Source organism: Ornithinibacillus jepli, from assembly GCF_047228935.1.
Taxonomy (GTDB): domain Bacteria; phylum Bacillota; class Bacilli; order Bacillales; family Amphibacillaceae; genus Ornithinibacillus.
Map to the genome: position 1 here is coordinate 1 of NZ_JBFEGG010000008.1, position 24,807 is coordinate 24,807.

Sequence of the window (24,807 nt, forward strand, 5' to 3'; positions counted from 1 at the left end):
GTCTCCGTATATTTCCGGTGCTAGTATGGTGAATCATTCGGCTTTACTTTTGTACAATTTTGTTATGTCCCAACCTCGTTATTTTTTATTGGGTAGTATCAAGCGGTTTTAGTTTTGACTCGATTTCTTTTCGTCTAGCCTCAAAGAATGGTGGTAGAGCTAGTTTTTCTCCTAGATGTTCAATGTCTTCATCTGTTGCGAATCCAGGTCCATCTGTAGAAAGTTCGAATAAAATTCGGTTAGGTTCTCTGAAATATAACGCTTTAAAATAATATCGGTCTACGATACCTGAGTTAGGCAAGCGATTTTCGACTAATATTTGACGCCATTTTTCTAACTCCTCATCATTTTCAACACGGAAAGCAACATGGTGGACACTGCCACGACCCGGTCTTTCTCTCGGTAGATCTTTACGTACTTCCAAATGGACTTCAGCACCAGTACCTCCTTCACCAGTTGAAAATACTAATATATCTTCACCACCTTCAATAGGTGAGGGGTAGCTTCCAACTTGTTTAAAGGATAGAACTTTAGTTAAAACAGAAATAGTAAGAGCTGGATCTGGAACAGTTAATGTAACAGGTCCGAGGCCTACAATTCCGTTTTCAACCGATGCATGGCTGTTTTTCCAAGGTGTTCCACCTGCAACACCTTGATTATTCTCATCGGATACTAGAGTTAATCGCTGATTTTCATGATCGCGAAAGTGGATTACTTTTCTACCATTCTCCTCAGAAATTCCATCATGATCTACTTGGAATTGGTTAAATCGGTCAATCCAATAATCTAATGCATGATGGTTCCGAACACGTAACGACGTGTTAGAGATGCTATTATTACCTGGATACGTTCTCCCGGCATTAGGTATTTCAAAAAAGGTCAAATCTGTACCGGGCGAACCAATTTCATCTGCATAAAATAAATGATATACGGACGGATCATCTTGATTAATCGATTTCTTGACTAAACGCATACCAAGTACTTTTGTATAAAACTCATAGTTTTTGCTCGCATTAGCTGTTATGGCTGAAACATGATGAATGCCTTTTAAATACATTAAATAACCTCCTTATAAATCTCGAATTCGAGATAATTTTAGTTTACTAAAATCATACTATGATGTCTACAAAGTCTTTTTATAGCATTTCTTTCTTTGGTCTAAATCCTAGTTGTAGCTGATGGATAGAGAGACCAAAAGTCATTTGCAGGTGAGGATAATCCTGAAATCCTCTCCAATCTCCACCCCATTCAAAACCTAATTCTTTAGCGATAGATGCCACCTCATTCCAATCTGGAACGTTATTTTTATTTCCATCATACGTAATATCCCAAGCAAGATTTCCTTTAGAATCCTCTATCGCAAAATCTATCGCAAGACCATAATTGTGAAAAGATTCGCCTGCCTTTGCATATGTAACGATACTACCTTCGCTTGTACGGCCTTGTTCATATAATGTCTCTTGTCTTTCCAAAGAACGTATCGATTCAGTTATGACAATAGAAATGCCTATCTCCTTTGCACTTTCTACTAGTATTTCCGTATTCTTGGCAACAATAGGGTGGAGTTCTGTGGGCATAGGTGCATCCTTCCAATAAAAGTCATACCTACTTAAGCCTAATGACTGATAAAGAAAGGCGATAACGAAACATATGAGAATCAGAAAAATTCCTATTAAACGGGTAGCTTGTCCCAATTTTCTCATGTTTTTCTCCTTTGTCCTAATCTAAATGAATTGTATTCAATTTCCTTTGATTATATTAAAATGGAATTAACATATGTTACATCATTTTCCTAAGGGGGGGAAACATGTATCTTTTAATAAGCATCCTAATTGGTTACATTTTTGGTTGTATTCATGGATCGCAATTAGTAGGGAAACATAAAAAAATAGATATAAAAAATTCTGGTGTTAAAAATGCCGGTGCATCTAACACTACCATATTGTTAGGGTGGAAATATGGAATATTAGTAGCACTTATTGATATTTTTAAAGGAACGTTAGCTATATTACTAACACTATATATCTTAAATGAAAATGGCATTTATGGTGATATGCAAATCTTATTAGTGTATGTCACAGCACTGGCAGTTATTATAGGGCATAATTTTCCGATTACAATGAAGTTTAGTGGTGGAAAGGGAACGGCATCTCTCGTTGGAATATTGCTTGCGATTGATTGGAAAATAGCACTAATTGGCATAGGTTTATTGATAATCTTTACATTCGCCACAGACTATCTCGTAATCGGTGTACTCATGATGTATATCTCGTTCTTAGTTACAACATATTATTTCTATGGAATTGAGCCAATGATGATAGTAGTATTACTTTCTTTATTAAGTGTAGTGAAACATATAGACAACTATAAACGTATTATTACGAAAGAGGAAAAAAAGTTATCAAGTATGTTCCAAAAAAAGAAGTAAATTGGGGGTAGCTAATGGTAGATGTTATTCTTTGGATTTTAATTGTGGCATTATTTATTTTAAGCTTTGTCGGTGTAATCTACCCGATTATTCCTTCTGTCTTATTAATCTGGATTGGATTTTTGCTTTACCAATTTGGGATTAATGGTGATGAATTAGGCTTTCTATTCTGGACTGTGATGGTCATATTTACCGTTATATTATTTGTAGCAGATATTGTCGCTAATAGCTTTTTCGTAAAGAAATTCGGAGGTAGTAAATGGGGCGAAAGAGGTGCTGCAATTGCAGTCATTGTAGGATCTTTCATCATACCGCCATTTGGAATTATTGTTATTCCATTCATTGCTGTATTCGTTATTGAGTTGCTTCAAAAACGAACTGCTGGTGAAGCATTTAAGGCTTCTATTGGGTCCTTACTTGGCTTCTTAAGCGGTACGTTTGCAAAAGTATTCCTTCAAATTGTGATGATTATCTTCTTTATCATTAATATCATTTTTTAATATAATGCAGCAGCTTTAAGTAGCTGCTGCATTATTTCTTCTTCTTTTTTGTATCGCATTTACTCCCATGACGACTGCAATCCATTCTGTTGAGGGAATCGTTTCGCTAAAATTAGTTAATTGAAATGCTGGTGACTCAAAAAAGCCATCAACACGTTTAAAATTACATGCGACTTTATCTGCAGTATCTATAATCGTATAATCTCTGGAAAATGCCTCTGATTCAATAGTGAAGGTCTCTCCATTATCAGCTTGATACTCATATGATTTTTGGAATAAAGCAAATCTCTCCCTAAGTATACCTACTGTAGTTTCATTCGGGTCAACTATGTTCCATTTATTGGAAAAAAACGGAGTATATCCACGTAACAATAGATTCCCATTTTCATCTAAGATGTTAACTCCTTCAGAAAATGCACTTTTTAAATCGAGGTAACCAATAATTGCTTTCTGTTCGGTATAAATATCTGTTTTCCCACTAGAGAAAAAATTATCAAAAAAATATAAGGTTTCTCCCATCGCTATCCCCTCCTACTCATTATACGATACTGAAAATAAGAAGTTTCAGATTTTACTGATATCAACTTTAAATAATCCAATCTGTTTCTGGGAAAAGTAAGCTTAAACTTTTTATAAAGGGTGATAGAGTTTGAAACATCTTGAAATACTTGGGCTGAAATTTGGAGCGGTTTTTATCACAGTTCTAGCTTTGTACAGCGTTTTTCGAGAAGTGAGTATTGTAGATATTTTTCTTATAAGCATGATTACCACGATTACATCTTATATTCTCGGGGATTTAATCATCCTAAGGTTTGCAGGAAATGTTAAAGCGACCATCGCGGACTTTGGTTTAGCTTTTATAATTTTACTTGTCACTAGTTATATGATGATAGGATATGAAGTACCATTAATAACGCTGGCACTTCTCTCATCCCTTTTTATAGCTTGCTGTGAGCCTTTTCTTCATGGCTATATTGTTAATCAAATAAAGCCTAACGTTAGATTAGATAACAGAAGGCTAAATCAACTACAGACAGAATTTGCTGAGGAGAAGGATATTTATCATTTGAACAAGAACAAATAAAATTCTTAATGAAAAACATTTACCCGGATAACTTGACTTTCTGTTAGTGGGAACTTATATTAAACTTAATATCGAAATATCTAGAAACGTTGAAAAGGATTAGTACAATTTAGGCTGTCTATTCAGAGAGGGAATGGTTGGTGAGAATTCCCATAGACGTAAATTGGAACCTACCTTGGAGTTCGCCTTCGGAAGGGCTTTGCCCATGAAGAAACGCGCGGTCCTTGACCGTTATCAAGTTGAGTGTACTTTTTACGATACTTGTAAGAAGTAAACAAGGGTGGTACCACCAATCCTCGGTCCCTTTTACGGATGGAGGTTTTTTTGTGTTTCCACAACGGCTTATTTCCTATGAATTAGTGATGGAATTGTCTCGCCGAACCCGTGGCCCGATTCTATCCTCTCGCGGGAGTCTCCGTGTTTTCGGGCCACTTAGAGTAAGCCATCAAGTATTAGTCCTAATATAGATAAAAAGCCATTTTTAAATAAACTAAATAAAAAAACGAGGTGCTATTATGGGTAAGAAAAACAAAGACTTTGTAGAAAAGATAACAGCCATGGAAGATGATTTTGCACAATGGTATACCGACGTCGTGAAGCAGGCAGAACTTGTAGAATACGGCCAAGTAAGAGGAACGATGATCATCAAGCCATACGGTTATGCAATTTGGGAAAACGTAAAAGACGAATTGGACCGCATGATTAAAGCTACAGGCCACTCCAATGTTGCCTTCCCATTATTTATTCCAGAAAGCTTACTTCAAAAAGAGAAAGATCACGTAGAAGGCTTCGCACCAGAAGTAGCATGGGTAACGCATGGGGGAGATGAGGAATTAGTAGAAAAAATCGCAGTCCGCCCAACATCAGAAGTACTATTCTGTGATTACTACTCTAAAAACATTCACTCTTATCGTGATCTACCGAAGCTATACAACCAATGGGGAAATGTTGTCCGTTGGGAAAAAACAACACGTCCATTCTTACGTTCATCTGAATTCCATTGGCAAGAAGGTCATACAGCCCATGCGACAGATGAAGACGCATCACAAGAAACAAACCGCATGCTAGAGGTGTATGCTGACTTAGTGGAAAACTATTTAGCTATCCCAGTTCTACGTGGCCGTAAAACCGATAAAGAGAAATTCGCTGGTGCAAAATATACACTAACAATTGAAGCATTAATGCATGACGGGAAAGCTTTACAATCTGGTACTTCACACCATTTCGGTTCAGGATTCGCAGAAGCTTTTAACATTACCTACTTAGACGAAAATGGAAAGAGCCAATATGTACATCAAACTTCTTGGGGTCTATCTACACGTATTATGGGAGCCTTAATTATGGTTCATGGTGATAACCGTGGATTAGTCGTACCACCAAGAATTGCGCCTACACAAGCAATGATCGTACCTATTGCGCAACATAAAGAAGGCGTGCTTGATAAGGCGTATGCTTTACGCGATCAATTAAAATCTCTTGTACGTGTAGACATTGATGCGAGTGATAAAATGCCTGGCTGGAAATTTAATGAGTATGAAATGAAGGGTATCCCAGTTCGTATTGAAATGGGACCAAAAGATATTGAAAAAGAGCAAGTCGTATTAGTTCGCCGTGACACAGGTGAAAAAGAATTTGTTGCGTTAAGTGATCTTGAAACACGTTTACCTGCATTATTAGAAGAAATCCAACAAAATCTTTATGATAAAGCATTAGCTCATCGAAACGAGAAAACGACCGTTGCAAAAACAATGGATGAGTTCAAACAAACGCTTGAAGAAAAAGGTGGATTCATTAAAGCAATGTGGTGTGGTGACCTTGCTTGTGAAGAAAAGATTAAGGAAGAAACAACGGCAACCTCACGTTGTATACCTTTTGAAGAAGAAAAAGTTTCCGATACATGCGTATGCTGTGGAAAAGAAGCAAAAGAAATGGTGTATTGGGCTAAAGCATATTAATTATAATGAAGGAGCTTAGGGGAAAACCCAAAAGCTCCTTTGTTTATTTTAGAATATTATCATAGGTTGTTTGATCACAAATAATATATAGCTCAGCATTAGAGGGAATCATTTCGTTTAATCTTCTATTGATATCTAATTTATTTCCGTCCGCAATTAAAGTTGCTCCTTGGTTTAATAAGTCATTAAAAGCCTCTTTATATGTATTCCATGTTTCTTTTTTTGGTATTTGATATAAGTTCTCTCCATGCGATCGACTCAATAATTGAGAGTAAATTTTACTCACTCCTTTATACAAGGCAGATCGTACTGCTAAATTTGAAATCGTTTCTTGGGAAAGAATAAATTCATCAACCTTCACATGAGAAAAGTTAGAGATATGCTCTTCTATAAGAATTTCCACAGTAGTATGTACAGTAGGAGCAAGTCGTTCGACTATGATAGCAATCGTTAACGTTTTAGCATCTCGTAAGGAAGGCTGCTCTATAGATTCATCAGAGAAAATAATAACAGATTTTGCTTTTGAAATATTCGCCTTTTGGTAGCTACTCTCTTCAGCTGGATCCCCCTGGATATAATGGACTCTCTCCTTACTAATATCGAAAGGAGATTGTGGTAATGAATCTATGAGGACTACTTCCATCGTCTTATTGGATGCTAGTATCTCATTAATCGCTACTTCCGTTTTTTTACTCCATCCAATTATAATAATATGATTCTCCTTTTTATATTGCAATTTTCCTTCCTCCCTTTTTCGTTTATAGATCGTAAATGCATCGATTACTTTACCGATTACGATACTTAATAGACCTATTCCCATCAAGTACATAAATACAGTGAATAATTTTCCTATTTCCGTCACTGGTGAATAGTCACCATATCCAACGGTAGTAAAGGTAGTCATGACAAAATAGAATGAATTAAGAAAGTTACCGAATGTATCTGGTTCCAAATAATAAATGATGAAGGTGCAAAATAGGACAAAACATAATGTGAAAAAGAGTAAGGTAATATTTTTCATTCTAATGAGATTAAGGCCAAATTTAATAAAAAAATGCAAAATCTGATTCTCCTTTCAAGGTAATTTTAGGAAACATTCTTTTTCCTTATGGTAAAGGTAACATAATTTCTAGCCTATTATAACGATAAATTTCTGTGTTTGGTTTCATTAAACTAAATTATTTTGAAAAAAAGTATTGTATATTTATCATTTTGATGGTATAAATATACACATGATTTAATAAAAATACATAAAGGTGAATGAAACATGAAGACAAAACTAAAAGATGAATTACGCCACTTGGAACAGGATTTATGGGCAATTAGTAAACAAATGTTTGATCATCCGGAATTAGGTGATCAAGAATATGAGTCTATGAAACGTTTAACCTCGTTACTAGAGAAACATGGATTTTCTGTTGAAACGGGTATAGTAAATCGTCCAACAGCATTTAAGGCTGAGATATCTAGTGAAAAACCTGGTCCGAAAATTGCCTACCTTGCTGAATATGATGCGCTTCCTGGTGTTGGCCATGGTTGTGGGCATAATTTAATTGGAACGATGAGCGTTGGAGCGGGTATTACGCTTAGTAAGGTGATTCAAGAAACGGGCGGGAGTGTAGTCGTTCTTGGTACACCAGCAGAAGAAACAAATGGAGCTAAAGTAGCAATGAGTGAGCAAGGTGTATTTCAGGATATTGATGTTGCGATGATTTTACATCCAAGTGACGAGTCCTATGTCAGTGGGGAGTCTCTCGCAATGGACGCAATTCAATTTGCTTATACTGGAAAAGCCTCTCATGCAGCTGCATCTCCAGAGAAAGGGATCAATGCTCTAGATAGTGTCATTCAATTATTCAATGGGATAAATGCTTTGCGAGAACATCTTTCCTCAGATGTCCGTATCCATGGCATTATTGCAGAAGGTGGAAAAGCGGCGAATGTAGTTCCAGATTATGCAGTTGCTCAATTTTATATTAGAGCAAAAGAACGTGCTTATTTAAATGAAGTAGTAGAAAAGGTTAAAAATATAGCAAAAGGTGCTTCCTTTATGGCAGGTGCAACATTGGAAATATCAAACTATGAATTAAGCTATGATGACATGATTACAAACCAAGCTTTATCAGAAATATTTACGAAGAACTTAAAACAAACTAGTAAACTCCCAATTAAGGAAGCAAAACAATCATATGGCTCTATTGATATGGGAAATGTTAGTCATGTTGTTCCAGCTATTCATCCATATATCGGAATGAATAAACCTGGACTTGTAGCCCATACGAAGGAATTTGCAGATCAAACGATAACAGAGGACGGATTTCAAACACTTATATCTGGTGCTTTAGCATTGGCTGGAACAGGGTTTGATATTATCACAGACAAGAAGTTACTGGAAAGCATAAAGAGAGAATTTCATAATAAGTAAATATTTATACATTAAAATGTATAAATAAGCAAACGGATAATTTTTTATTAAGGGAGAGATTAGAAGAATGAAAAAAGTAATGGTAGGAATGATCGGAATTTTATTATTGATTTTATTAACTGCATGTAACTCAGGTGAAGCAAGCTCAACAGGACAGGAAGGTCAAAAAGTCTTAAAAATGGCAACATCAGCTGATTTTCCGCCGTTTGAATCCTATGATGAGAAAGGTAATTTTATTGGCTTTGATGTGGAATTAGCGCAGAAAATTGCATCTGAATTAGGATATGAATTAAAAATTGAAGATATGGATTTTGATGGTTTGATCGGTTCTCTTCAGGCAAAACGTGTTGATATGGTCCTAGCTGGAATGAGTGCTACCGAGGATAGACGCAAAAACGTTGATTTTTCAGAGTCATATCATCGATCAGGTGAAATGTTTATTTCAAAAACGGATAATTCAATGGAAGACTTAGCTAGCTTAGAAGGTAAAGTGGTAGGGGTTCAGCTCGGGACGATTCAGGAAGAAGGTGCTGAAACTTTAGCGGAAGAATATGGTTTTGACGTGAAAAAAGTGGATGATGCCAGTATCCTAATCCAAGAGCTAAATTCAAATCGCATCGATGTTGCTTATATGGATAAGACTGTTGCAACGGGTTACATCAACTCACAAGGCTTTGTTGGTTTTGATGATCCAACGACTAGCTCGCCGGGAATGGCGATTGCATTTCCAAAGGGGAGTGAGTTAGTAGAAGAAGTCAACAAGGTTTTAAAGCAGCTTGAAGAAGATGGAACGATAGAAGAGTTAAAGGATAAATGGTTATCTGAATACGAGTAATATACAGCTAGAGAGTGAGGTGTGAAGGCATGAATTTGGACTTTAGCCAGATCGTGCCTTCAATTCCTTTTATATTAGAAGGAATTGGAGCTACATTAAAATTTGTCAGTGTATCCATAATTGTTGGATTAGTTCTAGGGACTTTCTTAGCACTACTGAAAATTAGTAATAAGAAATGGCTGAAGTGGCCGGCGGATATTTATACGTCAATTTTTCGTGGAACACCATTAATATTACAGTTAATGACGATTTACTTTGCCATTCCACAATTGTTTGAATATGATATTCCAGTATTTTTAAGTGCAGTACTGGCCTTTGGGCTTAATTCTGCAGCTTACGTATCAGAAATTATTCGTGCTGGAATTTTAGCAGTTGATAAAGGACAAGTTGAAGCGGCAGAAGCGCTGGGGGTAGAGTTTCGACCAATGATGTTTCATATCATATTACCGCAAGCAACTAAAAATATATTACCAGCTTTAATGAATGAATTTATTACCTTAACCAAGGAATCAGCACTAGTATCGACCATAGGATATATGGATATTATGCGACGAGCAGATATTGTTGGGGCTCAGCTTTATCGTAACTTTGAACCATTGTTATTTGCCGGAATTATTTATTGGGTAATGATTTTTATCTTAACGAATATTGGCAGTTGGATGGAACGGAGGATGAGACAGAGTGATTAAGACAATCGATCTTACTAAGTCATTTGGAGATAACACGGTTTTAAAAGATATCAATACAACAATTAGTAAAGGTGAAGTCGTAGCTATAATTGGTCCATCTGGTTCAGGGAAGTCAACCTTCCTACGTTGTTTAAATCTGTTAGAAAATCCAACAGGTGGCTATATTTGGATAAAGGATAAAGAAATAACCAATCCAAAAGTAAATAAATTAGAAGTTAGAAAACATATTGGTATGGTATTTCAGCATTTTCATTTGTTTCCACATATGACGGTTTTGGAAAATGTTACGTATGCCCCGATCAAAGTTAAAAATATGAAAAAAGATGTTGCTGAGAAATTGGCTAATGAATTGCTAGCAAAAGTTGGTTTAATCGATAAGGCTAAAGCTTATCCTAGTCGGTTATCTGGGGGGCAGAAGCAACGGGTTGCGATAGCTAGAGCGTTAGCGATGGATCCGGAGATTATGTTATTTGATGAACCAACCTCCGCACTAGACCCAGAAATGGTAAAGGAAGTTTTAGATGTTATGAAAGACCTTGCACAAACAGGGATGACAATGGTAGTTGTAACGCATGAAATGAATTTTGCCAGGGAAGTATCTGATCGAGTTTTCTTTATGGATGATGGGTATATAGTGGAAGAAGGGGACCCAGAGGAATTCTTTAAAAAACCAAGGACAAAGAGGGCAGAAGAATTTTTGTCAAAAGTATTATAAAAACCTCGGATGAGCATAGTCTCATCCGAGGTTTATTGTTATGCAAAAAGCTTTACTATATCTTTTTCAAGCTTATCTGGTGTTGTTTGTGGAGCATAACGCTTTATTACTTCTCCATTTTGATCTACTAAAAATTTCGTGAAATTCCACTTAATATCTTCTGTCAACAATCCTTTTGCTTCACTAGTTAAGTATTTAAATAGGGGATGTGCATTGTCACCCTTCACATCAATTTTCTCAAACATTTGAAAGGTAACACCGTAGTTCATTTGGCAAAAGTCGGCAATTTCATCACTAGAACCTGGCTCTTGGTTGCCAAATTGGTCACAAGGGAATCCGAGAACCTCGAAGCCTTTATCTTGATACGTATCATATAATCGTTGTAGTCCTTCATATTGAGGAGTAAATCCACATTTACTTGCTGTGTTTACAATAAGTAAAACTTTACCATTATATTCGCTCAAATCTTTTATTTCACCTTTTAAGGTTGTTGCGGAAAAATTATAAATACTCATTGGTAAAAATCCCCTCCTTACAACCATCATAGCAAATTGTTGAAATGATTAAAAACAAAAAGACGACCATTGGCCGTCTTTATTAGTTATTGAGCTACCTTTTCTTCTTGAGCAATGACTGCTAGTCTATTCTCAATTTCTTCTTGTGTTAGGTTATGCTCTTGTACATATAGGTTTCGTGGGTGTACACGGCATTCGTGTGTACAGCCTCGCATATATTTATGCTCATTTTCTTCTGAGCAGAGAATTTGTTTATTACATTCAGGGTTTGCACAATTTACAAAGCGTTCACATGGTTCGCCGTCAAAGTAATCTTTTCCAACTACAACATGTTCTTTACGGTTAATATCAACAGCAATACGCTCGTCAAACACGTAGCATTTACCGTCCCATAGTTCACCTTGTACTTCGGGATCCTTACCATAAGTGACAATACCACCATGAAGTTGGGCAACGTCTTCGAAGCCTTCCTTAATCATCCAACCAGTGAATTTCTCACAGCGAATACCACCTGTACAGTACATTAAAATCTTTTTACCTTCAATTAGGTGTCTGTTTTTACGTACCCATTCTGGAAGTTCACGGAAGTTGTCAATGTCAGGATTTAGTGCCCCACGAAAATGACCTAATTCATATTCATAATCATTACGTGTATCAAAAATAACGACATCATCACGTTCCATTGCTTCACGCCACTCTTTAGGCGTTAGGAATTCACCTGTTAATTCTTTCGGATCTGGATTTTCTTCCTCATCCAAACGAAGTGTTACTAATTCTTTGCGTGGACGAACATGCATTTTCTTGAAGGCATGGCCATCATGTTCATCTACTTTGAACGTTAAATCTGCAAAACGAGGGTCATTATGCATCATTTCCATGTACTTATTTGTACTTTCAACAGTTCCAGAAACGGTACCGTTAATTCCCTCTTTCGCTACTAAAATTCTTCCTTTTAATCCGATTTCTTTACAAAAGGCTAAATGGTCTTTTGCAAAAGTTTCCGGATCATCGATTTCTACATACTTGTAGTACAATAATACTCGATAATCTCCCATTTTTCATTACCACCTATCATTCATATTTGCAAGATATAAATGTTGGCAGTCGCTATTTACTTTTTTATAATCTTGCAAGTGTATAGTTTAACAAGTTTTTACAAAAAATTCAATAGCCTATTGGTTCGAGGGATTAATCCGAATTATTGTTGAATCAAATAAATTTATCACCAATTAAGCAATATTATGTATTTTATTCAACTAATCAAACAATTTTTAGAATTTTTTTTAGTAAAACATTCTCATTCGCTTGATTTTTTCTAGTTAAACGGTTAAAGTATAGGTAGCAAAAGGTAATTGAAATTAGTAATACTTTACGATCTCTTTATCCGAAGTAGGTGTAAAAGTATTAAGGTTCAATTGTACTTTGCAAGCTATTTGATAAGGAGGTCATATAAATGACTGGTAAAGTAAAATGGTTTAACGCAGAAAAAGGTTTCGGTTTCATCGAGCGCGAAGACGGTGACGATGTATTCGTACACTTCTCAGCTATTCAATCTGAAGGTTTCAAAACTCTTGAAGAAGGTCAAGACGTTGAATTTGAAATCGTAGAAGGTAACCGCGGACCACAAGCAGCTAACGTTACTAAATTATAATTAAAACAACCACAAAGGCTTATCTCACTTGAGGTAAGCCTTTTTATATAGGTATAGGAATATATGGTGAGGTGGGCGGATGAAGTCGTTTAATTGGAAAGAAAAATCGAAAGAAGAGTGGGATAATCGCGCTTCGTACTGGAGTAGTCGTAGTCAAAACATGTGGGATAGTGGCAGTCGAAAGGATATTATTCCATTTCTAAATAAGCATTTAGCAAGTCAATCAAAGATTTTAGATGTAGGCTGTGGTGACGGTTATGGAACCAATAAATTACATACGTTAGGTCATGAACTTATCGGTGTAGATATATCAGAAGAGATGATTACGCATGCTAAAAAGAAGAATTCCAATATCCCATTTTTAGTTGCTGATGTTCAAGATATCCCATTAGAGGATAAGTCCGTAGATGCTATAGTATGTATTAATGTTTTGGAATGGGTTGAAGTCCCTTATCATGCTTTAGAAGAATTCAAACGGATAGTAAGTAAGGACGGTCTCCTTTGTGTCGGCATTCTGGGGCCAACTGCAGGACCTAGAACGAATGGATATCGAAAGGTTTATGGTGATCACACGATCAGCAATACGATGATGCCCTGGGAATTCCAGAAGCTTGCAGAAGAAAATGGATTTACATTAGTGGATGAACTTGCTGTATATAAAGAAGGCGTAAAAAAGCAACATTACGAAGGATTATCAACACAATTGAAACAAGCTTTAAGCTTTATGTGGGTATTTTTATTACGCAAGGAAGGAAAATAGGATGGACAGAAAACAAATAGAAGAACAAATAATAAAAAATTATCAAAGCGATGAAAAGATGATGATTCTTATATTCGCTCAGTGGTGTATTAATCATGACCTTGACCCAGTAACACTATATAATTCTGCTTACCCAAATCAGTTGAAAAATCATGCTTTGGAAGAGGCGATGGAATTAACCGTTCCCAAAAATGAAGCAGGAGAAATCTCGAATGAGACAGTACTTAATGTCTTACAGCTTTTTGGGAACGATGATTTAGCTTTTATCGTTCAAAGTGAAATAGAGAAGCTTAAATAGTGGAATCGAATAGCTTAATTAAAGCTTGTGTTCCACTATCCTCTTCACCTTTTTCAGCTAACTCTTGAAATAGTTTAAGGGATAATGCGAGTCCTGGGGTTGATAGCCCCATTTCCTCAGCTGATTCTAAAGCAATTTTCATATCTTTAATGAAGTGTTTTACATAAAACCCTGGAGCAAAGTCTCCTTCAATCATACGTGGAGCAAGTTTTGATAATGAAAAGCTTCCAGCTGCCCCTGTTGTAATGCTATCTAATACTCGTACTGGATCAAGGCCAGCTTTTTTCGCATAAACTATTGCCTCACAAACACCGATCATGTTGGTAGCAATTGCAATCTGGTTACTTAGTTTGGTGTGCTGACCTGCTCCTGCTTTTCCTTGCAAAATAATATTACTACCCATTACTTCAAAAATCGGTAAAACGACATCGAAAGCCTCTTTGTCTCCTCCAACCATAATGGCTAAACTACCACTTTTAGCCCCAATATCGCCGCCAGACACTGGTGCGTCTAAAGCATGTATTTCTTTTTTCTTTGCTTTTTCATATATTTCTTCAGCTAGGGAAGGCTTTGATGTTGTCATATCAATGATGTAAGTACCAGGTTTGGCATTTTCAATAATCCCATTCTCTCCAAAGTACACTTCCTCAACATCCTTTGGATAACCAACAATCGAAATAATAACGTCTGAATCAGAAGCTAACGCGCGGACAGAGTCCTTCCAAGTTGCGCCATTATCTATTAATACTTCAGCCTTCGCTTTCGTTCTAGTGTAAACTGAGACGGGATAGCCAGCATTAAGCAAATTTAATACCATGCTTTTCCCCATGACTCCTGTTCCAATAAACCCAATCTTAGTATCGTTTTTAAGCATTATGTAACACTCCTCTCTTGATTTTACTATATAATGAATTTTAACATTATTAAAGTAAATAACTTTCTGAGGAGTTGGACAAGTATGGAATGGCATTTAAAAAGCTTTCAAGAACTAACAAACAATGAATTATACGAGATTTTAAAAGCGAGAACCGATATTTTTGTAGTGGAGCAAGATTGTCCATACCCTGAATTAGATAATTGTGATCAAGAGTCATTACATTACTTTTTAACCGTTGATGGTGAATTAGCAGCTTACATAAGACTACTTCCTAAAGGATTGAAGTATGAAGACTACGTGGCAATTGGACGAGTTATGGTTGTAAAGAAATATAGATCCTATGGTTATGCACGTCAAATCATGGAAAAAGGGATTCATTATATCCATGAGGAATGGAAGGAAAATAAAATTAAGATTCAAGCACAAGTGTATTTAAGAAATTTTTACGGTTCATTCGGATTTGAACAAATTTCAAATGAGTATTTAGAGGATGGCATTCCACATATTGACATGGTTCTCGAGCGGAAATAAAGAATCATTATATTGCTTTTACACATAGTATTATTAGCAACCTTTTTCAAGTCAATTCGTATATAAAGGAGGCTAATAAATGATTTCTAGTGAGCAATTAAGTCAGTTTAAACATGCATTATTAGCTCGGCAAAATGAATTGATTGACCATGTTCAAGATCACTATGGATTAAATACCGAATTTGCGAAAGAGTCCATTAGTGAGCTTTCTAATTATGATAATCACCCTGCAGATCTTGGAACTGAACTGTATGAAAGAGAAAAGGATCTAGCTTTAAACGAGCATGTGGAAAAGGAGCTTGAAGAAATCAATGAAGCTTTGCATGCGATAGAACAAGGAACATATGGGATTTGTCGTGAGTGTGGTGCTGATATTCCAATGGAGCGACTTTTAGCGGTACCAACTACAGACCGTTGCGTAAATCATGCGACGAATAATACGTTTAATCGTGAACGAACGGTTGAAGAGGAAGTGTTTAGTCCGAATATTAATCCTGATGAAGTAACCGATGAAGAGCAAGTTGGCTATGATGCAGAAGATGCATGGCAAGAAGTAAGTCGTTATGGAACATCAGAAACTGCGGCAGACTTCTATGGTGATCAGGAAAACTATGATGAAATGTACCCGAATAGTGATGAAAATGTAGGGTATGTCGAGGATATTGAGAACGTTGCAGCTGCAGATTCACATGGTAATTTTACCGGTGTAACATATCTTCATAATAAATATGAAGCTCAATTAGATGAAGAAGAATAGAGTTTACGCACACAATAATAAATAGTTGTTGTGTGCTTTTTTATATGTGAAACTTAGTTAATTTGAATTCCGTATATAAGGTAAGGAGTGATAATAATGAGTGAAAAAGGTTGTATTAAATGTGGAAGCATGAATGCGGATAAAAAGGAAGTCGCGATGACAGGCACGGGCCTCTCTAAAATGTTTGATATTCAGCATAATCAATTTATCGTCGTTTACTGTAAGAACTGCGGCTACTCTGAATTCTATAACAAACAGAGCTCGGCAGGAGGAAATATTTTGGATTTATTTTTTGGATAAGTTAAATCGTAGGTCTGCCAGAATTCTGACAGACCTACAGTTTTATGGTAGGAAATAAAACAAATCATTAATAATTCTTCCAAATAACGAATTGGAAAATAAAATAATAAGTAAAAGTTCGACAAAATAGAGTCCTAGCAATGTATAAATCTTATCAAAACCGGAGCCTTCTCTTTCAAATAAAATAAGTGCTGGAACAGCAAAAATTGGACCTAAAACACCTATTGATAAAAAGATTACTGGTAATAACGGCATTTGGCCAAGTGCAAGTAAAGACCCTGCGATATAAATGAGTACGTAGGGCAATAAGTATGCACCATATTTTCCTATTACGCCTAAATACGTGAGGTCCATTTTCGATATTTTTATTGCAGCAAAAGTAAGGGATGCAAACCCAATAAATAATATCGAGAGAATCACTAAGGGTGCAATAAATCCGTAAAATATAGATGGACCAGGCATAAACCAATTCGATCTTGAGTAAAAGGCTACCGGTAAAAAAGTACTTAGAGCAATAAATAAGCTGAATGCAACGATTGTAATAATTGCGGAATAAATATCATTATGATTTGCCTTTTTTGCCATACTAGGCTTTTTGATGAGCGTCATGAAAAAGTGTCCAAAGTTAACAAAAATGTTCGCTAGCTTATCAGAAAAATCCTTTTTATTTGTTTCTGTTTTGGTTTGGTCTTGTGAATTAGTAGCTGTTGTATCTTGAATAACAGATTGTTGTGCTTCCAGACTTGGAGCACTTTCTTCTTCACCTACCACATTAACAATTAAATCTTCTAATGGCTTTTCCTTCTTATTTCCATCCAGTGGAGAACCACAATTAATACAATATTTTCCCCCATCTGCTTCATGGCCACAATGCGCACAGATCATAAGACCACTCTCCCATCTATTTGATAAATAAATGATACTATAAACAATTTCGACATAAAAGAATATTTTATTCCATAAAAAAAGAAGGGGGGAGGAACCCTTCTTTTACTGATTATCCATAGCAGTAAGCTTCAGATCAACGGTTTGTTTCTCGCCATTTCGATATATTTCAAGCTTCACGGTATCTCCAACCTGTGTTTCATTGTACATATATTTTCTGAGTTCTAACGCTGTTGGTGTTTCGTGATCGTCAATTTTAGTAATCACATCAAATTGTTGTAATCCTGCTTCTTCAGCAGGGGAACCAGGCTCTACACTTGCAATGACCATACCATGTTCTACCCCTTCTGGAAGGGAGATATTATGGCGGTATTGCATTGGTACTTGATTTATTGTAGCCATACTTATGCCGATAAATGGACGTTGAACTTTTCCGCTTGATTCTAGTTGTTCCATAATCGGTAGGGCAGCATTGATTGGGATAGCAAAACCAATTCCTTCAACTTGTGTACTAGCTATTTTCATGGAATTAATCCCAATAACTTCTCCGTTAGAATCAACTAACGCACCACCACTGTTACCAGGGTTAATAGCGGCATCGGTTTGAATAACCTCGGTAATCCAATCTGCTACTTGATCTCCATTTGTGTCTACAGAAACGGAGCGTTCTAGACCACTAATGATTCCTTTTGTTAAAGAATTCGCAAATTCAATTCCTAGCGGATTACCAATTGCAAATACAGTTTCTCCAACTTGTTTATTTTCCATTGAACCTAATGTAGCAACACGAGTTACTTTTTCACCATCAATTTCAAGTACTGCTAAATCAGTTAATTCATCTGTACCAAGAACTTTTGCCGGAATGCGCTCATCTTCTGATAATACAACTTCAACCTGTTCTGCACCATTTACAACATGATGATTTGTCACGACATATGCTTTTCCATTTTCCTTCTTATAAATAATCCCTGAACCAGTTCCAGCTTCTTCACTGTTAGTCCAAATGCTTTGTCTTTGCAAATTCGTAACCCCTACAACTGCTTCAGAAACCTCTGCAAGATTAGTTGAGCTATCTGCATCCTCTGCTGCCATTGTTGTGATGATATCAGGGTTTGATTTATCACTGCCAAGTGCATGATTGGTTTGGCTACTGCTTGTTTCACCAAATGTAATAATATTATTTGCAAGAAGGATAAGTAATATGGCAACTGGAATTAACCCACCTAATATACCGAAGAAGAATGCTTTTATGCCTGAAGGGCTTTTTCCTTTTTCCTTTTTCTGCTTTGGAACGGTTGGTTTTGTTAATCCAGGGTCTTCATTATAGGTAGCTGATTGATAATTTGTATGTTCATTTATTAATGAATGTTCCTGTTCATTTTGTTGCTTTTGATTTTCATTATGTTCCATCAAAACATCCATCCTTTCAAATTCTATATGTATAGCATATCCGTAAGACGCGGAATAGCTTCGGTATAATTGTGGAATAAATGTGGAAATATGCAAAAAATATGCTGGGTTTCTTTTATTTAAGGGTAAAAGGGTATAAAATTTTAGTAGATTAATTAATTTCAAAGAAGCGTTATGTGAAAATATCTAACCGAAACCGCAGCTCATATACACTTCGCTTTCACTTCCAGTACAGGGGTGACATCTGCTCGAAAGTGCCTCGCAGTGTCTACCTTGCCGCGGGCGGCTGGTGAGCCAGGCTTCTACTTGAGTAACTTCTTTGCAGCCTTGCACTGAGGAATCACTCTACGTAGCGTTACTTGCAGACGCAGGTGCATTAGTGGGGGTCTTACCTATGCCTATCCTCCCGCAGGAGTCAATCGTGTATACGGGCTGCTCAGAGCAATAATCTTCCATTATTCTCTAAAAAAATATAAAAGCTATATCAAAATACTGTAACGAGGTGAGGGTAGATGAGTTATCATATTGGGGTTATTGAGGATGATTCGAATATTCAAGCGATTGTTTCGGCTTTCTTGAAAAAGGAAGGCTATGATGTGACGGTGATGGATTCTGCGGAAAAAGGAATTGACCTTTGGAATTCCACTCCTCCTGATATGTGGATTGTAGATATTATGCTTCCTGGAATGGATGGCTATGAATTTTGTAAAAAAATTCGCAATGAAAGTGATGTACCGATTATTATCGTTTCTGCAAAAGATGAAGAGATTGACAAAATTCTTGGTCTAGAATTAGGTGGAGATGATTATTTGACTAAGCCATTTAGTCCGAGAGAATTAGTGGCACGAGTGAAGCGCATTTTTAAACGATATCGACCTGAGGGGAAAGTGCATGAAGAAGAAAATCAGATTGTCATGAATCATTTAGTAATTGATAAAAATAATCGACGTGTATTTTGGAAGAAGGAAGAACTTGATGTTACCACAAAGGAATTCGATATGCTCCTTTTATTTGCAGAAAATGTAAATCGAGCATTTTCTCGTGAGGAGCTTTTAACCCTCGTTTGGGGAGAAGACTATTTTGGTAGTGACCGGGCGGTAGATGATTTAGTAAAACGTATTCGCAAAAAGCTAAAAGAAATACCAATTGAGACGGTATGGGGATTTGGATATCGACTCAGGGATAAAGAGGAATAACGATGAAGCTTCAATATCAATTGAATGCAGCATTTACGGCATTACTTCTAATCATTATGGCAGTAACTGGCTATGTAGTCTATTCACTAATACTGAATTTGTTAATTCAAGATGAACAAAGACAGCTAGAACAACAGGGTGAGATTTTAGTAAGTGTTCTAGATGAAGCATTCATATCAAGAGAAAATTTAATGAGCTTTAATGAATTTTTAAGGGAGCAAGAATTACAATTAGTTTTATATGATCGTGAGCAAAACACAGTTCATTTTTCTACATTACCAACTCCGGTTGTGACAGGACTTTTTATGAATAATGATTTTAATAATCAAAACCAGGAGCTATGGGCATTTGGAAATGAGAAATATGTGACTTCACGTATATTGATTGTCCCACAGAGTCTTGGATTAGAGCTAATTTTACTTACTCCACTTCAAGACTTACAAATCGTCCAACAAGACTTTATTGTTAGGATGTTAATTGTATTTCTCATTGGGGCGTTAGTTGCAATCGGTTTGAGTTACTTTTTAACAAGGAAGCTAGTAACACCATTAACAAGTTTGAAGTTCCAATTAAAGAAAATCGAAAATAGGAATTTTGACGAAATCCAACCTATAAAGGCATCAGGTGAAGTAAAAGAGGTAGCACAAAGTGTATATGAGATGGCTAATGAATTACAGCGTTATATTAGTACACAGCGTACCTTTTTTCAAAATGCAAGTCACGAATTGAAAACCCCTTTAATGACCATCCAAGGTTATGCGGAAGGTATAAAGGAGAAAGTGTTTAGTGAACAAGAAGAGGAAAAGGGATTAGAGGTAATCGTTTCAGAGGTAAACCGGCTGAAGAAAATCATTAATGAAATGATATTACTAGCAAAGCTAGAGAGTGAAGAGGTTTCTTATCATAACGATAAAATTGCCGTAAAAGATCTCATTAACAAAGTAATGGAGCGTGCTTTACCTATTGCAACTGAAAAAGAGCTAGAACTCCAACAGCAAATAAAAGGAGATCTTTATTTACATGGCGATGAAGAGAGAATATTACGGGCATTGCTAAATTTAACCTTTAATGGAATACGCCATGGACATCGTATGCTTTCCATTACGGCTGACAAACAAAATGAACAAATTCAAATTACGATTGAAGATGATGGGGAAGGTATTTCAGAAGAATTAATGCCACATATTTTCCACCGTTTTGTGAAAGGTAAGAATGGAGAGACTGGGTTAGGTCTTGCAATAGCGAGGGCTATAATTGAACAATCTAATGGAAAAATTGAAGTAGGAAAGTCTAAACTTGGTGGGGCTAAATTTACGTTAAATTTTCCAACCTAATAATTCGTTTCACAAGCAAAAACGGGCGGGGATGCGCTTACAATGTGGTTGAATTAAAAATAAAAAGACAGTTTTCACAATATATGATATAATAATCTAGTTTGATTCAGTCGGAGATAAGAGGAGCGTACTATATGCAATTAAGAGAAGATATTCGTAATATCGCTATTATTGCTCACGTTGACCATGGTAAAACAACTTTAGTTGACCAGTTACTTAAGTATTCTGGTACTTTTCGTGAAAACGAACAGGTGGATGAACGTGCGATGGATTCCAACGATATTGAGCGTGAGCGTGGAATTACGATTTTAGCTAAAAACACAGCGATAAGCTATGATGATAAAAGAATTAACATTTTAGATACACCAGGTCACGCAGACTTCGGTGGCGAAGTTGAGCGTATCTTGAAAATGGTTGATGGAGTTGCCTTAGTGGTAGATGCCTATGAAGGTACGATGCCACAAACACGTTTCGTGCTTAAAAAAGCATTAGAACAAAAATTAACTCCAATTGTTGTCCTAAACAAAATCGACCGTCCTAATGCAAGACCTGCAGAAGTAGTCGATGAAGTTTTAGATTTATTTATCGAATTAGGGGCCGATGATGAGCAATTAGAATTCCCAGTTGTTTATGCATCTGCATTAAATGGTACTTCAGGCTATGAACCAGAAGATCAACAAGAAACAATGGATCCAGTCTTCCAAACGATTATTGAGCATATTCCTGCTCCAGTAGATAATCGAGATGAACCATTACAATTCCAAGTAACATTACTTGATTATAATGATTATGTAGGACGTATTGGTATTGGTCGTGTAGTGCGCGGTACAATTAAAGTAGGTCAGCAAGTAGTCGTTATTAAGAAAGATGGAACACGAAAGAATTTCCGTATTAGTAAACTATTCGGTTTCTTTGGACTTAAGCGTATGGAAATTGAAGAAGCAGTTGCTGGTGATATTGTAGCAATTTCAGGACTTGATGACCTTAACGTTGGTGAGACAATTTGTCCACAAGATCATCCAGATCCACTTCCAGTTTTACACATTGATGAGCCGACGTTACAGATGACTTTTGTTACGAATAATAGCCCGTTTGCTGGTCGTGAAGGTAAATATATTACTTCTCGCAAAATTGAGGAACGCTTAATGAAGCAGCTTGAGACAGATGTAAGTTTACGTGTTGAACCTACTGAATCTCCAGATGCTTGGATCGTTTCCGGTCGTGGAGAACTACACTTATCGATTTTAATCGAGAATATGCGCCGCGAAGGTTATGAATTACAGCTTTCAAAACCTAAGGTAATCCTAAAGGAAATTGATGGTGTCCTTTGTGAGCCTGTTGAACGTGTACAAGTAGACGTTCCAGAAGAACACACTGGTGCTATTATGGAATCTCTAGGTGCACGTAAAGGTGAAATGCTTGATATGGTGAACCATGGTAATGGTCAAGTTCGCTTGGAATTCAAGGTCCCATCACGTGGTTTAATCGGTTATTCAACGGAATTCATGTCTCAAACACGTGGTTATGGTATTTTGAACCATACATTTGAAGCGTATGAACCGGTTATCAAAGGTCAAGTTGGTGGAAGACGCCAAGGCGTACTTGTAGCACTTGAAAACGGTAAAGCTTCATCTTACGGGATTATGAACTTAGAAGATCGTGGAGTCATTTTCGTGGATCCAGGTACAGAAGTGTATGCTGGTATGATTGTTGGCGAACACAATCGTGAAAACGACTTAACTGTTAATATTACTAAAGAAAAGCATTTAACTAACGTTCGTTCTGCTACAAAGGATCAAACTTCAACAATTCGTAAAACAAGAAGTATGTCACTTGAAGAAGCAATCGAATACTTGAACGATGATGAGTACTGTGAAGTAACACCAGAATCAATTCGTTTACGTAAGAAAATCTTAAATAAAAACGAACGCGAAAAAGCAGCTAAACGTGAGAAACTAGTTTAAGTTATGAAGGATATCCATGTGGTATAGGTTACCACTGGATATCCTTTTTTGTTTATGGCTTATTGATGAAGGGTATCTATTACCTTACTACAAAGGATAATCATAAAAAGGGAGCAGATGACAATTAACCAATCCCTTTTATGGGTCTGGATGGCAGAAAAGGGAGCAGAGACAGGTTATCAATTCCCTTTTTAGTGGTAGAGGTGATAGAAAGGGATTTGATGGGGTATATCTAAACCATTTTTCATGTTTGAGAAGTCAAAAAGGAAACAGATAAAGGTAATCTAATCCTTTATTACGAAATAAATAGCCTAAAAGGGAACTGATTGGAAGATTTTACTTATAAAAACCCGTCATCCTACCTTACAATGTAGTTAAATAGTTTATAAGGAGTGGGTCACAATTCGCACATCTATTTTGCTTTTGCTTTTCTTTATTCTAATAGGTTGTTCCAACCCGGATAATCATACTGGAGAAGAGACGGTTCCAGCCATAAACGGTGTTCCATATGAAAAAGTGGCGACGAACTTAAAGGAACCGTGGGAGATTGTTATGCATGGCAATCAATTTTTCATAAGTGAACGAAAGGGCTCGATTGTTGAGATCGTTGATGGAAAATTAAACAGACTACCTGTTAATTTAGAGAAGGATCTTTCTAATCAACCTGAGGCGGGGCTACTAGGAATAGCATTTCCGTCTGATTTTTCAGATACTGCTTATTCCTATTATTCGTATATGGATGACAATGAATATTATCAACGCGTCGTAGAAATGAAGAGGATGGATGAGGAGTGGGTTGAGAGCAAAGTGTTAATCGATCATATTCCTGGTGGTCAGTATCATCAAGGTGGTCGAATTGAAATTGGACCGGATGAAAAGATATATATTACGACTGGTGATGCAACAGTTCCAGCGCTCTCACAAGACATATCAAGTTTAGCGGGGAAAATATTGCGCATGAACGTAGATGGATCCATCCCATCTGATAATCCATTTCCGAATAGTTTCGTATATTCGTACGGTCACCGCAATCCACAAGGGTTAGGTTGGGATCCTGATGGTAACTTGTATGCTACAGAACATGGTCAAAATGCGCATGATGAAATAAATCTAATTGAAAAAGGAAAGAATTTTGGTTGGTCTGTTATTCAAGGAGATGAAACGAACGAGAATATGGAGACCCCATTAGTGCATTCTGGTGAAAATACATGGGCTCCATCCGGTATGACTTATTTTGATGGGAAGTTTTATTTTGCATCATTAAGAGGAGAAGGTATTCGACAGTTTGACCCATCAACAAAAGACGTTAAACTTGTCCTTTCAGATGTTGGCAGAGTGCGAGATGTACTAGCAACGGACGATGGCCTATATGCTGTTACAAATAATACAGATGGTCGCGGAAATCCTGCTGAAGATGATGACCAACTACTATTTATTCCAAAAGATGTGTTGAAAGAGTTCCCTGCCGAGTAAGGGGATCCTTTTACCTGTAATTCTCACAACGTTTTTTTATTTTAAGGAAAAAGAGATGATGACAAAACATATCATCATCTTTTTTCTTTTAACTTGATTAAAATAGAATAATGATAACGCTCGTCATGATGAATTTCTCATATATTCTTCTAGAAAAAGTGGTGATAGCACACATCGGATTCAATTTCTCCTAATTTTAATCAAAAAAGATGATGAGATGCATGT

General features: G+C 36.5%; 27 protein-coding genes and 1 other annotated feature. Of the genes, 18 read left to right on the forward strand and 9 right to left on the reverse strand.

Going from position 1 to position 24,807, the window contains the following annotated elements; translation table 11 throughout:
• Window positions 1-85: 85 nt before the first annotated feature.
• Together AB1K81_RS17485 and AB1K81_RS17490 are read right to left on the reverse strand one after the other, a co-directional pair.
• Window positions 86-1,057, reverse strand: coding sequence for a ring-cleaving dioxygenase (locus tag AB1K81_RS17485; RefSeq protein ID WP_412977967.1), 972 nt, complete (start codon window positions 1,055-1,057; stop codon window positions 86-88).
• A 79-nt stretch (window positions 1,058-1,136) separates the two neighbouring features.
• On the reverse strand, window positions 1,137-1,703 hold the full coding sequence (locus tag AB1K81_RS17490; protein WP_412977968.1) for a M15 family metallopeptidase: 567 nt from the start codon (window positions 1,701-1,703) through the stop codon (window positions 1,137-1,139).
• Window positions 1,704-1,807: 104 nt separating this feature from the next.
• On the opposite strand from AB1K81_RS17490, the gene AB1K81_RS17495 reads away from it, so the two are divergent.
• Window positions 1,808-2,428, forward strand: a complete 621-nt coding sequence (locus AB1K81_RS17495; RefSeq protein ID WP_412977969.1) for a glycerol-3-phosphate acyltransferase — start codon at window positions 1,808-1,810, stop codon at window positions 2,426-2,428.
• Window positions 2,429-2,442: 14 nt separating this feature from the next.
• A complete protein-coding gene (locus AB1K81_RS17500; RefSeq protein WP_412977970.1) occupies window positions 2,443-2,928 on the forward strand; it encodes a DUF456 domain-containing protein in 486 nt (161 codons plus the stop codon).
• Between the two features lie 15 nt (window positions 2,929-2,943).
• On the opposite strand, the gene AB1K81_RS17505 is transcribed toward AB1K81_RS17500, so the two are convergent.
• Window positions 2,944-3,447: an LURP-one-related family protein gene (locus AB1K81_RS17505; RefSeq protein WP_412977971.1), complete on the reverse strand. Its 504-nt coding sequence runs from the start codon at window positions 3,445-3,447 to the stop codon at window positions 2,944-2,946.
• 130 nt (window positions 3,448-3,577) lie between these two features.
• Between AB1K81_RS17505 and AB1K81_RS17510 the strand changes: the two genes are divergently transcribed.
• Together AB1K81_RS17510 and proS are read left to right on the forward strand one after the other, a co-directional pair.
• Entirely contained in the window at window positions 3,578-4,012 is a 435-nt protein-coding gene (locus AB1K81_RS17510) for a DUF2512 family protein (RefSeq protein WP_412977972.1), read from the forward strand.
• A gap of 80 nt (window positions 4,013-4,092) precedes the next feature.
• Window positions 4,093-4,320, forward strand: a binding site (T-box leader).
• A 207-nt stretch (window positions 4,321-4,527) separates the two neighbouring features.
• On the forward strand, window positions 4,528-5,967 hold the full coding sequence (proS, locus tag AB1K81_RS17515; RefSeq protein ID WP_412977973.1) for a proline--tRNA ligase: 1,440 nt from the start codon (window positions 4,528-4,530) through the stop codon (window positions 5,965-5,967).
• Window positions 5,968-6,010: 43 nt separating this feature from the next.
• Here the strand turns inward: proS and AB1K81_RS17520 are convergent, their stop codons facing one another.
• Complete coding sequence (locus AB1K81_RS17520; RefSeq protein WP_412977974.1) at window positions 6,011-7,027, reverse strand: potassium channel family protein; 1,017 nt, start codon at window positions 7,025-7,027, stop codon at window positions 6,011-6,013.
• A 207-nt stretch (window positions 7,028-7,234) separates the two neighbouring features.
• Here AB1K81_RS17520 and AB1K81_RS17525 point away from each other — a divergent pair, with 207 nt between their 5' ends.
• The 4 genes from AB1K81_RS17525 (at window position 7,235) to AB1K81_RS17540 (ending at window position 10,631) form a co-directional block, all read left to right on the forward strand.
• Window positions 7,235-8,392 (forward strand): M20 family metallopeptidase, encoded by a 1,158-nt coding sequence (locus AB1K81_RS17525; RefSeq protein WP_412977975.1) that lies wholly within the window; start codon window positions 7,235-7,237, stop codon window positions 8,390-8,392.
• A 67-nt stretch (window positions 8,393-8,459) separates the two neighbouring features.
• Window positions 8,460-9,227: a substrate-binding periplasmic protein gene (locus tag AB1K81_RS17530; protein WP_412977976.1), complete on the forward strand. Its 768-nt coding sequence runs from the start codon at window positions 8,460-8,462 to the stop codon at window positions 9,225-9,227.
• Between the two features lie 29 nt (window positions 9,228-9,256).
• Window positions 9,257-9,916, forward strand: coding sequence for an amino acid ABC transporter permease (locus AB1K81_RS17535; protein WP_412977977.1), 660 nt, complete (start codon window positions 9,257-9,259; stop codon window positions 9,914-9,916).
• Complete coding sequence (locus AB1K81_RS17540; protein WP_412977978.1) at window positions 9,909-10,631, forward strand: amino acid ABC transporter ATP-binding protein; 723 nt, start codon at window positions 9,909-9,911, stop codon at window positions 10,629-10,631. Before AB1K81_RS17535 ends, AB1K81_RS17540 begins: the two co-directional genes overlap by 8 nt.
• Before the next feature lie 38 nt (window positions 10,632-10,669).
• Here AB1K81_RS17540 and AB1K81_RS17545 read toward each other — a convergent pair whose 3' ends face one another.
• Both AB1K81_RS17545 and trhO read right to left on the reverse strand, forming a co-directional pair.
• Window positions 10,670-11,146 carry a glutathione peroxidase gene (locus tag AB1K81_RS17545; RefSeq protein ID WP_412977979.1) on the reverse strand — a complete coding sequence of 159 codons (477 nt, stop codon included), beginning with the start codon at window positions 11,144-11,146 and terminating at the stop codon, window positions 10,670-10,672.
• Between the two features lie 86 nt (window positions 11,147-11,232).
• Window positions 11,233-12,201, reverse strand: coding sequence for an oxygen-dependent tRNA uridine(34) hydroxylase TrhO (trhO, locus tag AB1K81_RS17550; protein WP_412977980.1), 969 nt, complete (start codon window positions 12,199-12,201; stop codon window positions 11,233-11,235).
• Between the two features lie 398 nt (window positions 12,202-12,599).
• On the opposite strand from trhO, the gene AB1K81_RS17555 reads away from it, so the two are divergent.
• From AB1K81_RS17555 to AB1K81_RS17565, 3 genes are all read left to right on the forward strand, one after another.
• The gene (locus AB1K81_RS17555) at window positions 12,600-12,797 is read left to right on the forward strand and encodes a cold shock domain-containing protein (RefSeq protein WP_047981007.1); all 198 of its coding nucleotides are present in this window, start codon (window positions 12,600-12,602) and stop codon (window positions 12,795-12,797) included.
• Between the two features lie 79 nt (window positions 12,798-12,876).
• Window positions 12,877-13,557 carry a class I SAM-dependent methyltransferase gene (locus AB1K81_RS17560; protein WP_412977981.1) on the forward strand — a complete coding sequence of 227 codons (681 nt, stop codon included), beginning with the start codon at window positions 12,877-12,879 and terminating at the stop codon, window positions 13,555-13,557.
• Window position 13,558: 1 nt separating this feature from the next.
• Window positions 13,559-13,855 carry a hypothetical protein gene (locus AB1K81_RS17565; RefSeq protein ID WP_412977982.1) on the forward strand — a complete coding sequence of 99 codons (297 nt, stop codon included), beginning with the start codon at window positions 13,559-13,561 and terminating at the stop codon, window positions 13,853-13,855.
• Here AB1K81_RS17565 and AB1K81_RS17570 read toward each other — a convergent pair.
• Complete coding sequence (locus AB1K81_RS17570) at window positions 13,848-14,729, reverse strand: NAD(P)-dependent oxidoreductase (protein ID WP_412977983.1); 882 nt, start codon at window positions 14,727-14,729, stop codon at window positions 13,848-13,850. The two genes, AB1K81_RS17565 and AB1K81_RS17570, sit on opposite strands and share 8 nt — an antisense overlap.
• A gap of 84 nt (window positions 14,730-14,813) precedes the next feature.
• On the opposite strand from AB1K81_RS17570, the gene AB1K81_RS17575 reads away from it, so the two are divergent.
• The 3 genes from AB1K81_RS17575 to AB1K81_RS17585 all read left to right on the forward strand — a co-directional run bounded on the left by AB1K81_RS17575 (window position 14,814) and on the right by AB1K81_RS17585 (window position 16,320).
• Window positions 14,814-15,263, forward strand: coding sequence for a GNAT family N-acetyltransferase (locus AB1K81_RS17575; RefSeq protein WP_412977984.1), 450 nt, complete (start codon window positions 14,814-14,816; stop codon window positions 15,261-15,263).
• Window positions 15,264-15,342: 79 nt separating this feature from the next.
• Window positions 15,343-16,020, forward strand: coding sequence for a TraR/DksA C4-type zinc finger protein (locus AB1K81_RS17580; protein ID WP_412977985.1), 678 nt, complete (start codon window positions 15,343-15,345; stop codon window positions 16,018-16,020).
• Between the two features lie 96 nt (window positions 16,021-16,116).
• Complete coding sequence (locus tag AB1K81_RS17585; RefSeq protein WP_412977986.1) at window positions 16,117-16,320, forward strand: zinc ribbon domain-containing protein; 204 nt, start codon at window positions 16,117-16,119, stop codon at window positions 16,318-16,320.
• 42 nt (window positions 16,321-16,362) lie between these two features.
• On the opposite strand, the gene AB1K81_RS17590 is transcribed toward AB1K81_RS17585, so the two are convergent.
• Both AB1K81_RS17590 and AB1K81_RS17595 read right to left on the reverse strand, forming a co-directional pair.
• A complete protein-coding gene (locus tag AB1K81_RS17590; protein ID WP_412977987.1) occupies window positions 16,363-17,205 on the reverse strand; it encodes a hypothetical protein in 843 nt (280 codons plus the stop codon).
• A gap of 105 nt (window positions 17,206-17,310) precedes the next feature.
• The gene (locus AB1K81_RS17595) at window positions 17,311-18,615 is read right to left on the reverse strand and encodes a S1C family serine protease (RefSeq protein WP_412977988.1); all 1,305 of its coding nucleotides are present in this window, start codon (window positions 18,613-18,615) and stop codon (window positions 17,311-17,313) included.
• A gap of 512 nt (window positions 18,616-19,127) precedes the next feature.
• Between AB1K81_RS17595 and AB1K81_RS17600 the strand changes: the two genes are divergently transcribed.
• The 4 genes from AB1K81_RS17600 to AB1K81_RS17615 all read left to right on the forward strand — a co-directional run bounded on the left by AB1K81_RS17600 (window position 19,128) and on the right by AB1K81_RS17615 (window position 24,582).
• Window positions 19,128-19,811, forward strand: a complete 684-nt coding sequence (locus tag AB1K81_RS17600) for a response regulator transcription factor (RefSeq protein ID WP_412977989.1) — start codon at window positions 19,128-19,130, stop codon at window positions 19,809-19,811.
• 2 nt (window positions 19,812-19,813) lie between these two features.
• Entirely contained in the window at window positions 19,814-21,145 is a 1,332-nt protein-coding gene (locus AB1K81_RS17605; protein ID WP_412977990.1) for a sensor histidine kinase, read from the forward strand.
• Window positions 21,146-21,279: 134 nt separating this feature from the next.
• Complete coding sequence (gene typA, locus AB1K81_RS17610) at window positions 21,280-23,109, forward strand: translational GTPase TypA (protein WP_412977991.1); 1,830 nt, start codon at window positions 21,280-21,282, stop codon at window positions 23,107-23,109.
• Between the two features lie 417 nt (window positions 23,110-23,526).
• On the forward strand, window positions 23,527-24,582 hold the full coding sequence (locus AB1K81_RS17615) for a PQQ-dependent sugar dehydrogenase (protein ID WP_412977992.1): 1,056 nt from the start codon (window positions 23,527-23,529) through the stop codon (window positions 24,580-24,582).
• The last annotated feature ends 225 nt before the right edge of the window (window positions 24,583-24,807 follow it).

What these genes read in the sequence shown, in the direction of transcription:
- AB1K81_RS17595 (WP_412977988.1), bottom strand. Translation starts at nt 18,615, where the DNA reads ATGGAACATAATGAAAATCAAAAGCAACAAAATGAACAGGAACATTCA.
- AB1K81_RS17555 (WP_047981007.1), top strand. Translation starts at nt 12,600, where the DNA reads ATGACTGGTAAAGTAAAATGGTTTAACGCAGAAAAAGGTTTCGGTTTC.
- typA (WP_412977991.1), top strand. Translation starts at nt 21,280, where the DNA reads ATGCAATTAAGAGAAGATATTCGTAATATCGCTATTATTGCTCACGTT.
- AB1K81_RS17485 (WP_412977967.1), bottom strand. Translation starts at nt 1,057, where the DNA reads ATGTATTTAAAAGGCATTCATCATGTTTCAGCCATAACAGCTAATGCG.
- AB1K81_RS17600 (WP_412977989.1), top strand. Translation starts at nt 19,128, where the DNA reads ATGAGTTATCATATTGGGGTTATTGAGGATGATTCGAATATTCAAGCG.
- AB1K81_RS17585 (WP_412977986.1), top strand. Translation starts at nt 16,117, where the DNA reads ATGAGTGAAAAAGGTTGTATTAAATGTGGAAGCATGAATGCGGATAAA.
- AB1K81_RS17570 (WP_412977983.1), bottom strand. Translation starts at nt 14,729, where the DNA reads ATGCTTAAAAACGATACTAAGATTGGGTTTATTGGAACAGGAGTCATG.
- trhO (WP_412977980.1), bottom strand. Translation starts at nt 12,201, where the DNA reads ATGGGAGATTATCGAGTATTATTGTACTACAAGTATGTAGAAATCGAT.
- AB1K81_RS17495 (WP_412977969.1), top strand. Translation starts at nt 1,808, where the DNA reads ATGTATCTTTTAATAAGCATCCTAATTGGTTACATTTTTGGTTGTATT.
- AB1K81_RS17575 (WP_412977984.1), top strand. Translation starts at nt 14,814, where the DNA reads ATGGAATGGCATTTAAAAAGCTTTCAAGAACTAACAAACAATGAATTA.
- AB1K81_RS17490 (WP_412977968.1), bottom strand. Translation starts at nt 1,703, where the DNA reads ATGAGAAAATTGGGACAAGCTACCCGTTTAATAGGAATTTTTCTGATT.
- AB1K81_RS17525 (WP_412977975.1), top strand. Translation starts at nt 7,235, where the DNA reads ATGAAGACAAAACTAAAAGATGAATTACGCCACTTGGAACAGGATTTA.
- AB1K81_RS17505 (WP_412977971.1), bottom strand. Translation starts at nt 3,447, where the DNA reads ATGGGAGAAACCTTATATTTTTTTGATAATTTTTTCTCTAGTGGGAAA.
- AB1K81_RS17500 (WP_412977970.1), top strand. Translation starts at nt 2,443, where the DNA reads ATGGTAGATGTTATTCTTTGGATTTTAATTGTGGCATTATTTATTTTA.
- AB1K81_RS17580 (WP_412977985.1), top strand. Translation starts at nt 15,343, where the DNA reads ATGATTTCTAGTGAGCAATTAAGTCAGTTTAAACATGCATTATTAGCT.
- AB1K81_RS17590 (WP_412977987.1), bottom strand. Translation starts at nt 17,205, where the DNA reads ATGATCTGTGCGCATTGTGGCCATGAAGCAGATGGGGGAAAATATTGT.
- AB1K81_RS17530 (WP_412977976.1), top strand. Translation starts at nt 8,460, where the DNA reads ATGAAAAAAGTAATGGTAGGAATGATCGGAATTTTATTATTGATTTTA.
- AB1K81_RS17565 (WP_412977982.1), top strand. Translation starts at nt 13,559, where the DNA reads ATGGACAGAAAACAAATAGAAGAACAAATAATAAAAAATTATCAAAGC.
- proS (WP_412977973.1), top strand. Translation starts at nt 4,528, where the DNA reads ATGGGTAAGAAAAACAAAGACTTTGTAGAAAAGATAACAGCCATGGAA.
- AB1K81_RS17545 (WP_412977979.1), bottom strand. Translation starts at nt 11,146, where the DNA reads ATGAGTATTTATAATTTTTCCGCAACAACCTTAAAAGGTGAAATAAAA.
- AB1K81_RS17560 (WP_412977981.1), top strand. Translation starts at nt 12,877, where the DNA reads ATGAAGTCGTTTAATTGGAAAGAAAAATCGAAAGAAGAGTGGGATAAT.
- AB1K81_RS17535 (WP_412977977.1), top strand. Translation starts at nt 9,257, where the DNA reads ATGAATTTGGACTTTAGCCAGATCGTGCCTTCAATTCCTTTTATATTA.
- AB1K81_RS17605 (WP_412977990.1), top strand. Translation starts at nt 19,814, where the DNA reads ATGAAGCTTCAATATCAATTGAATGCAGCATTTACGGCATTACTTCTA.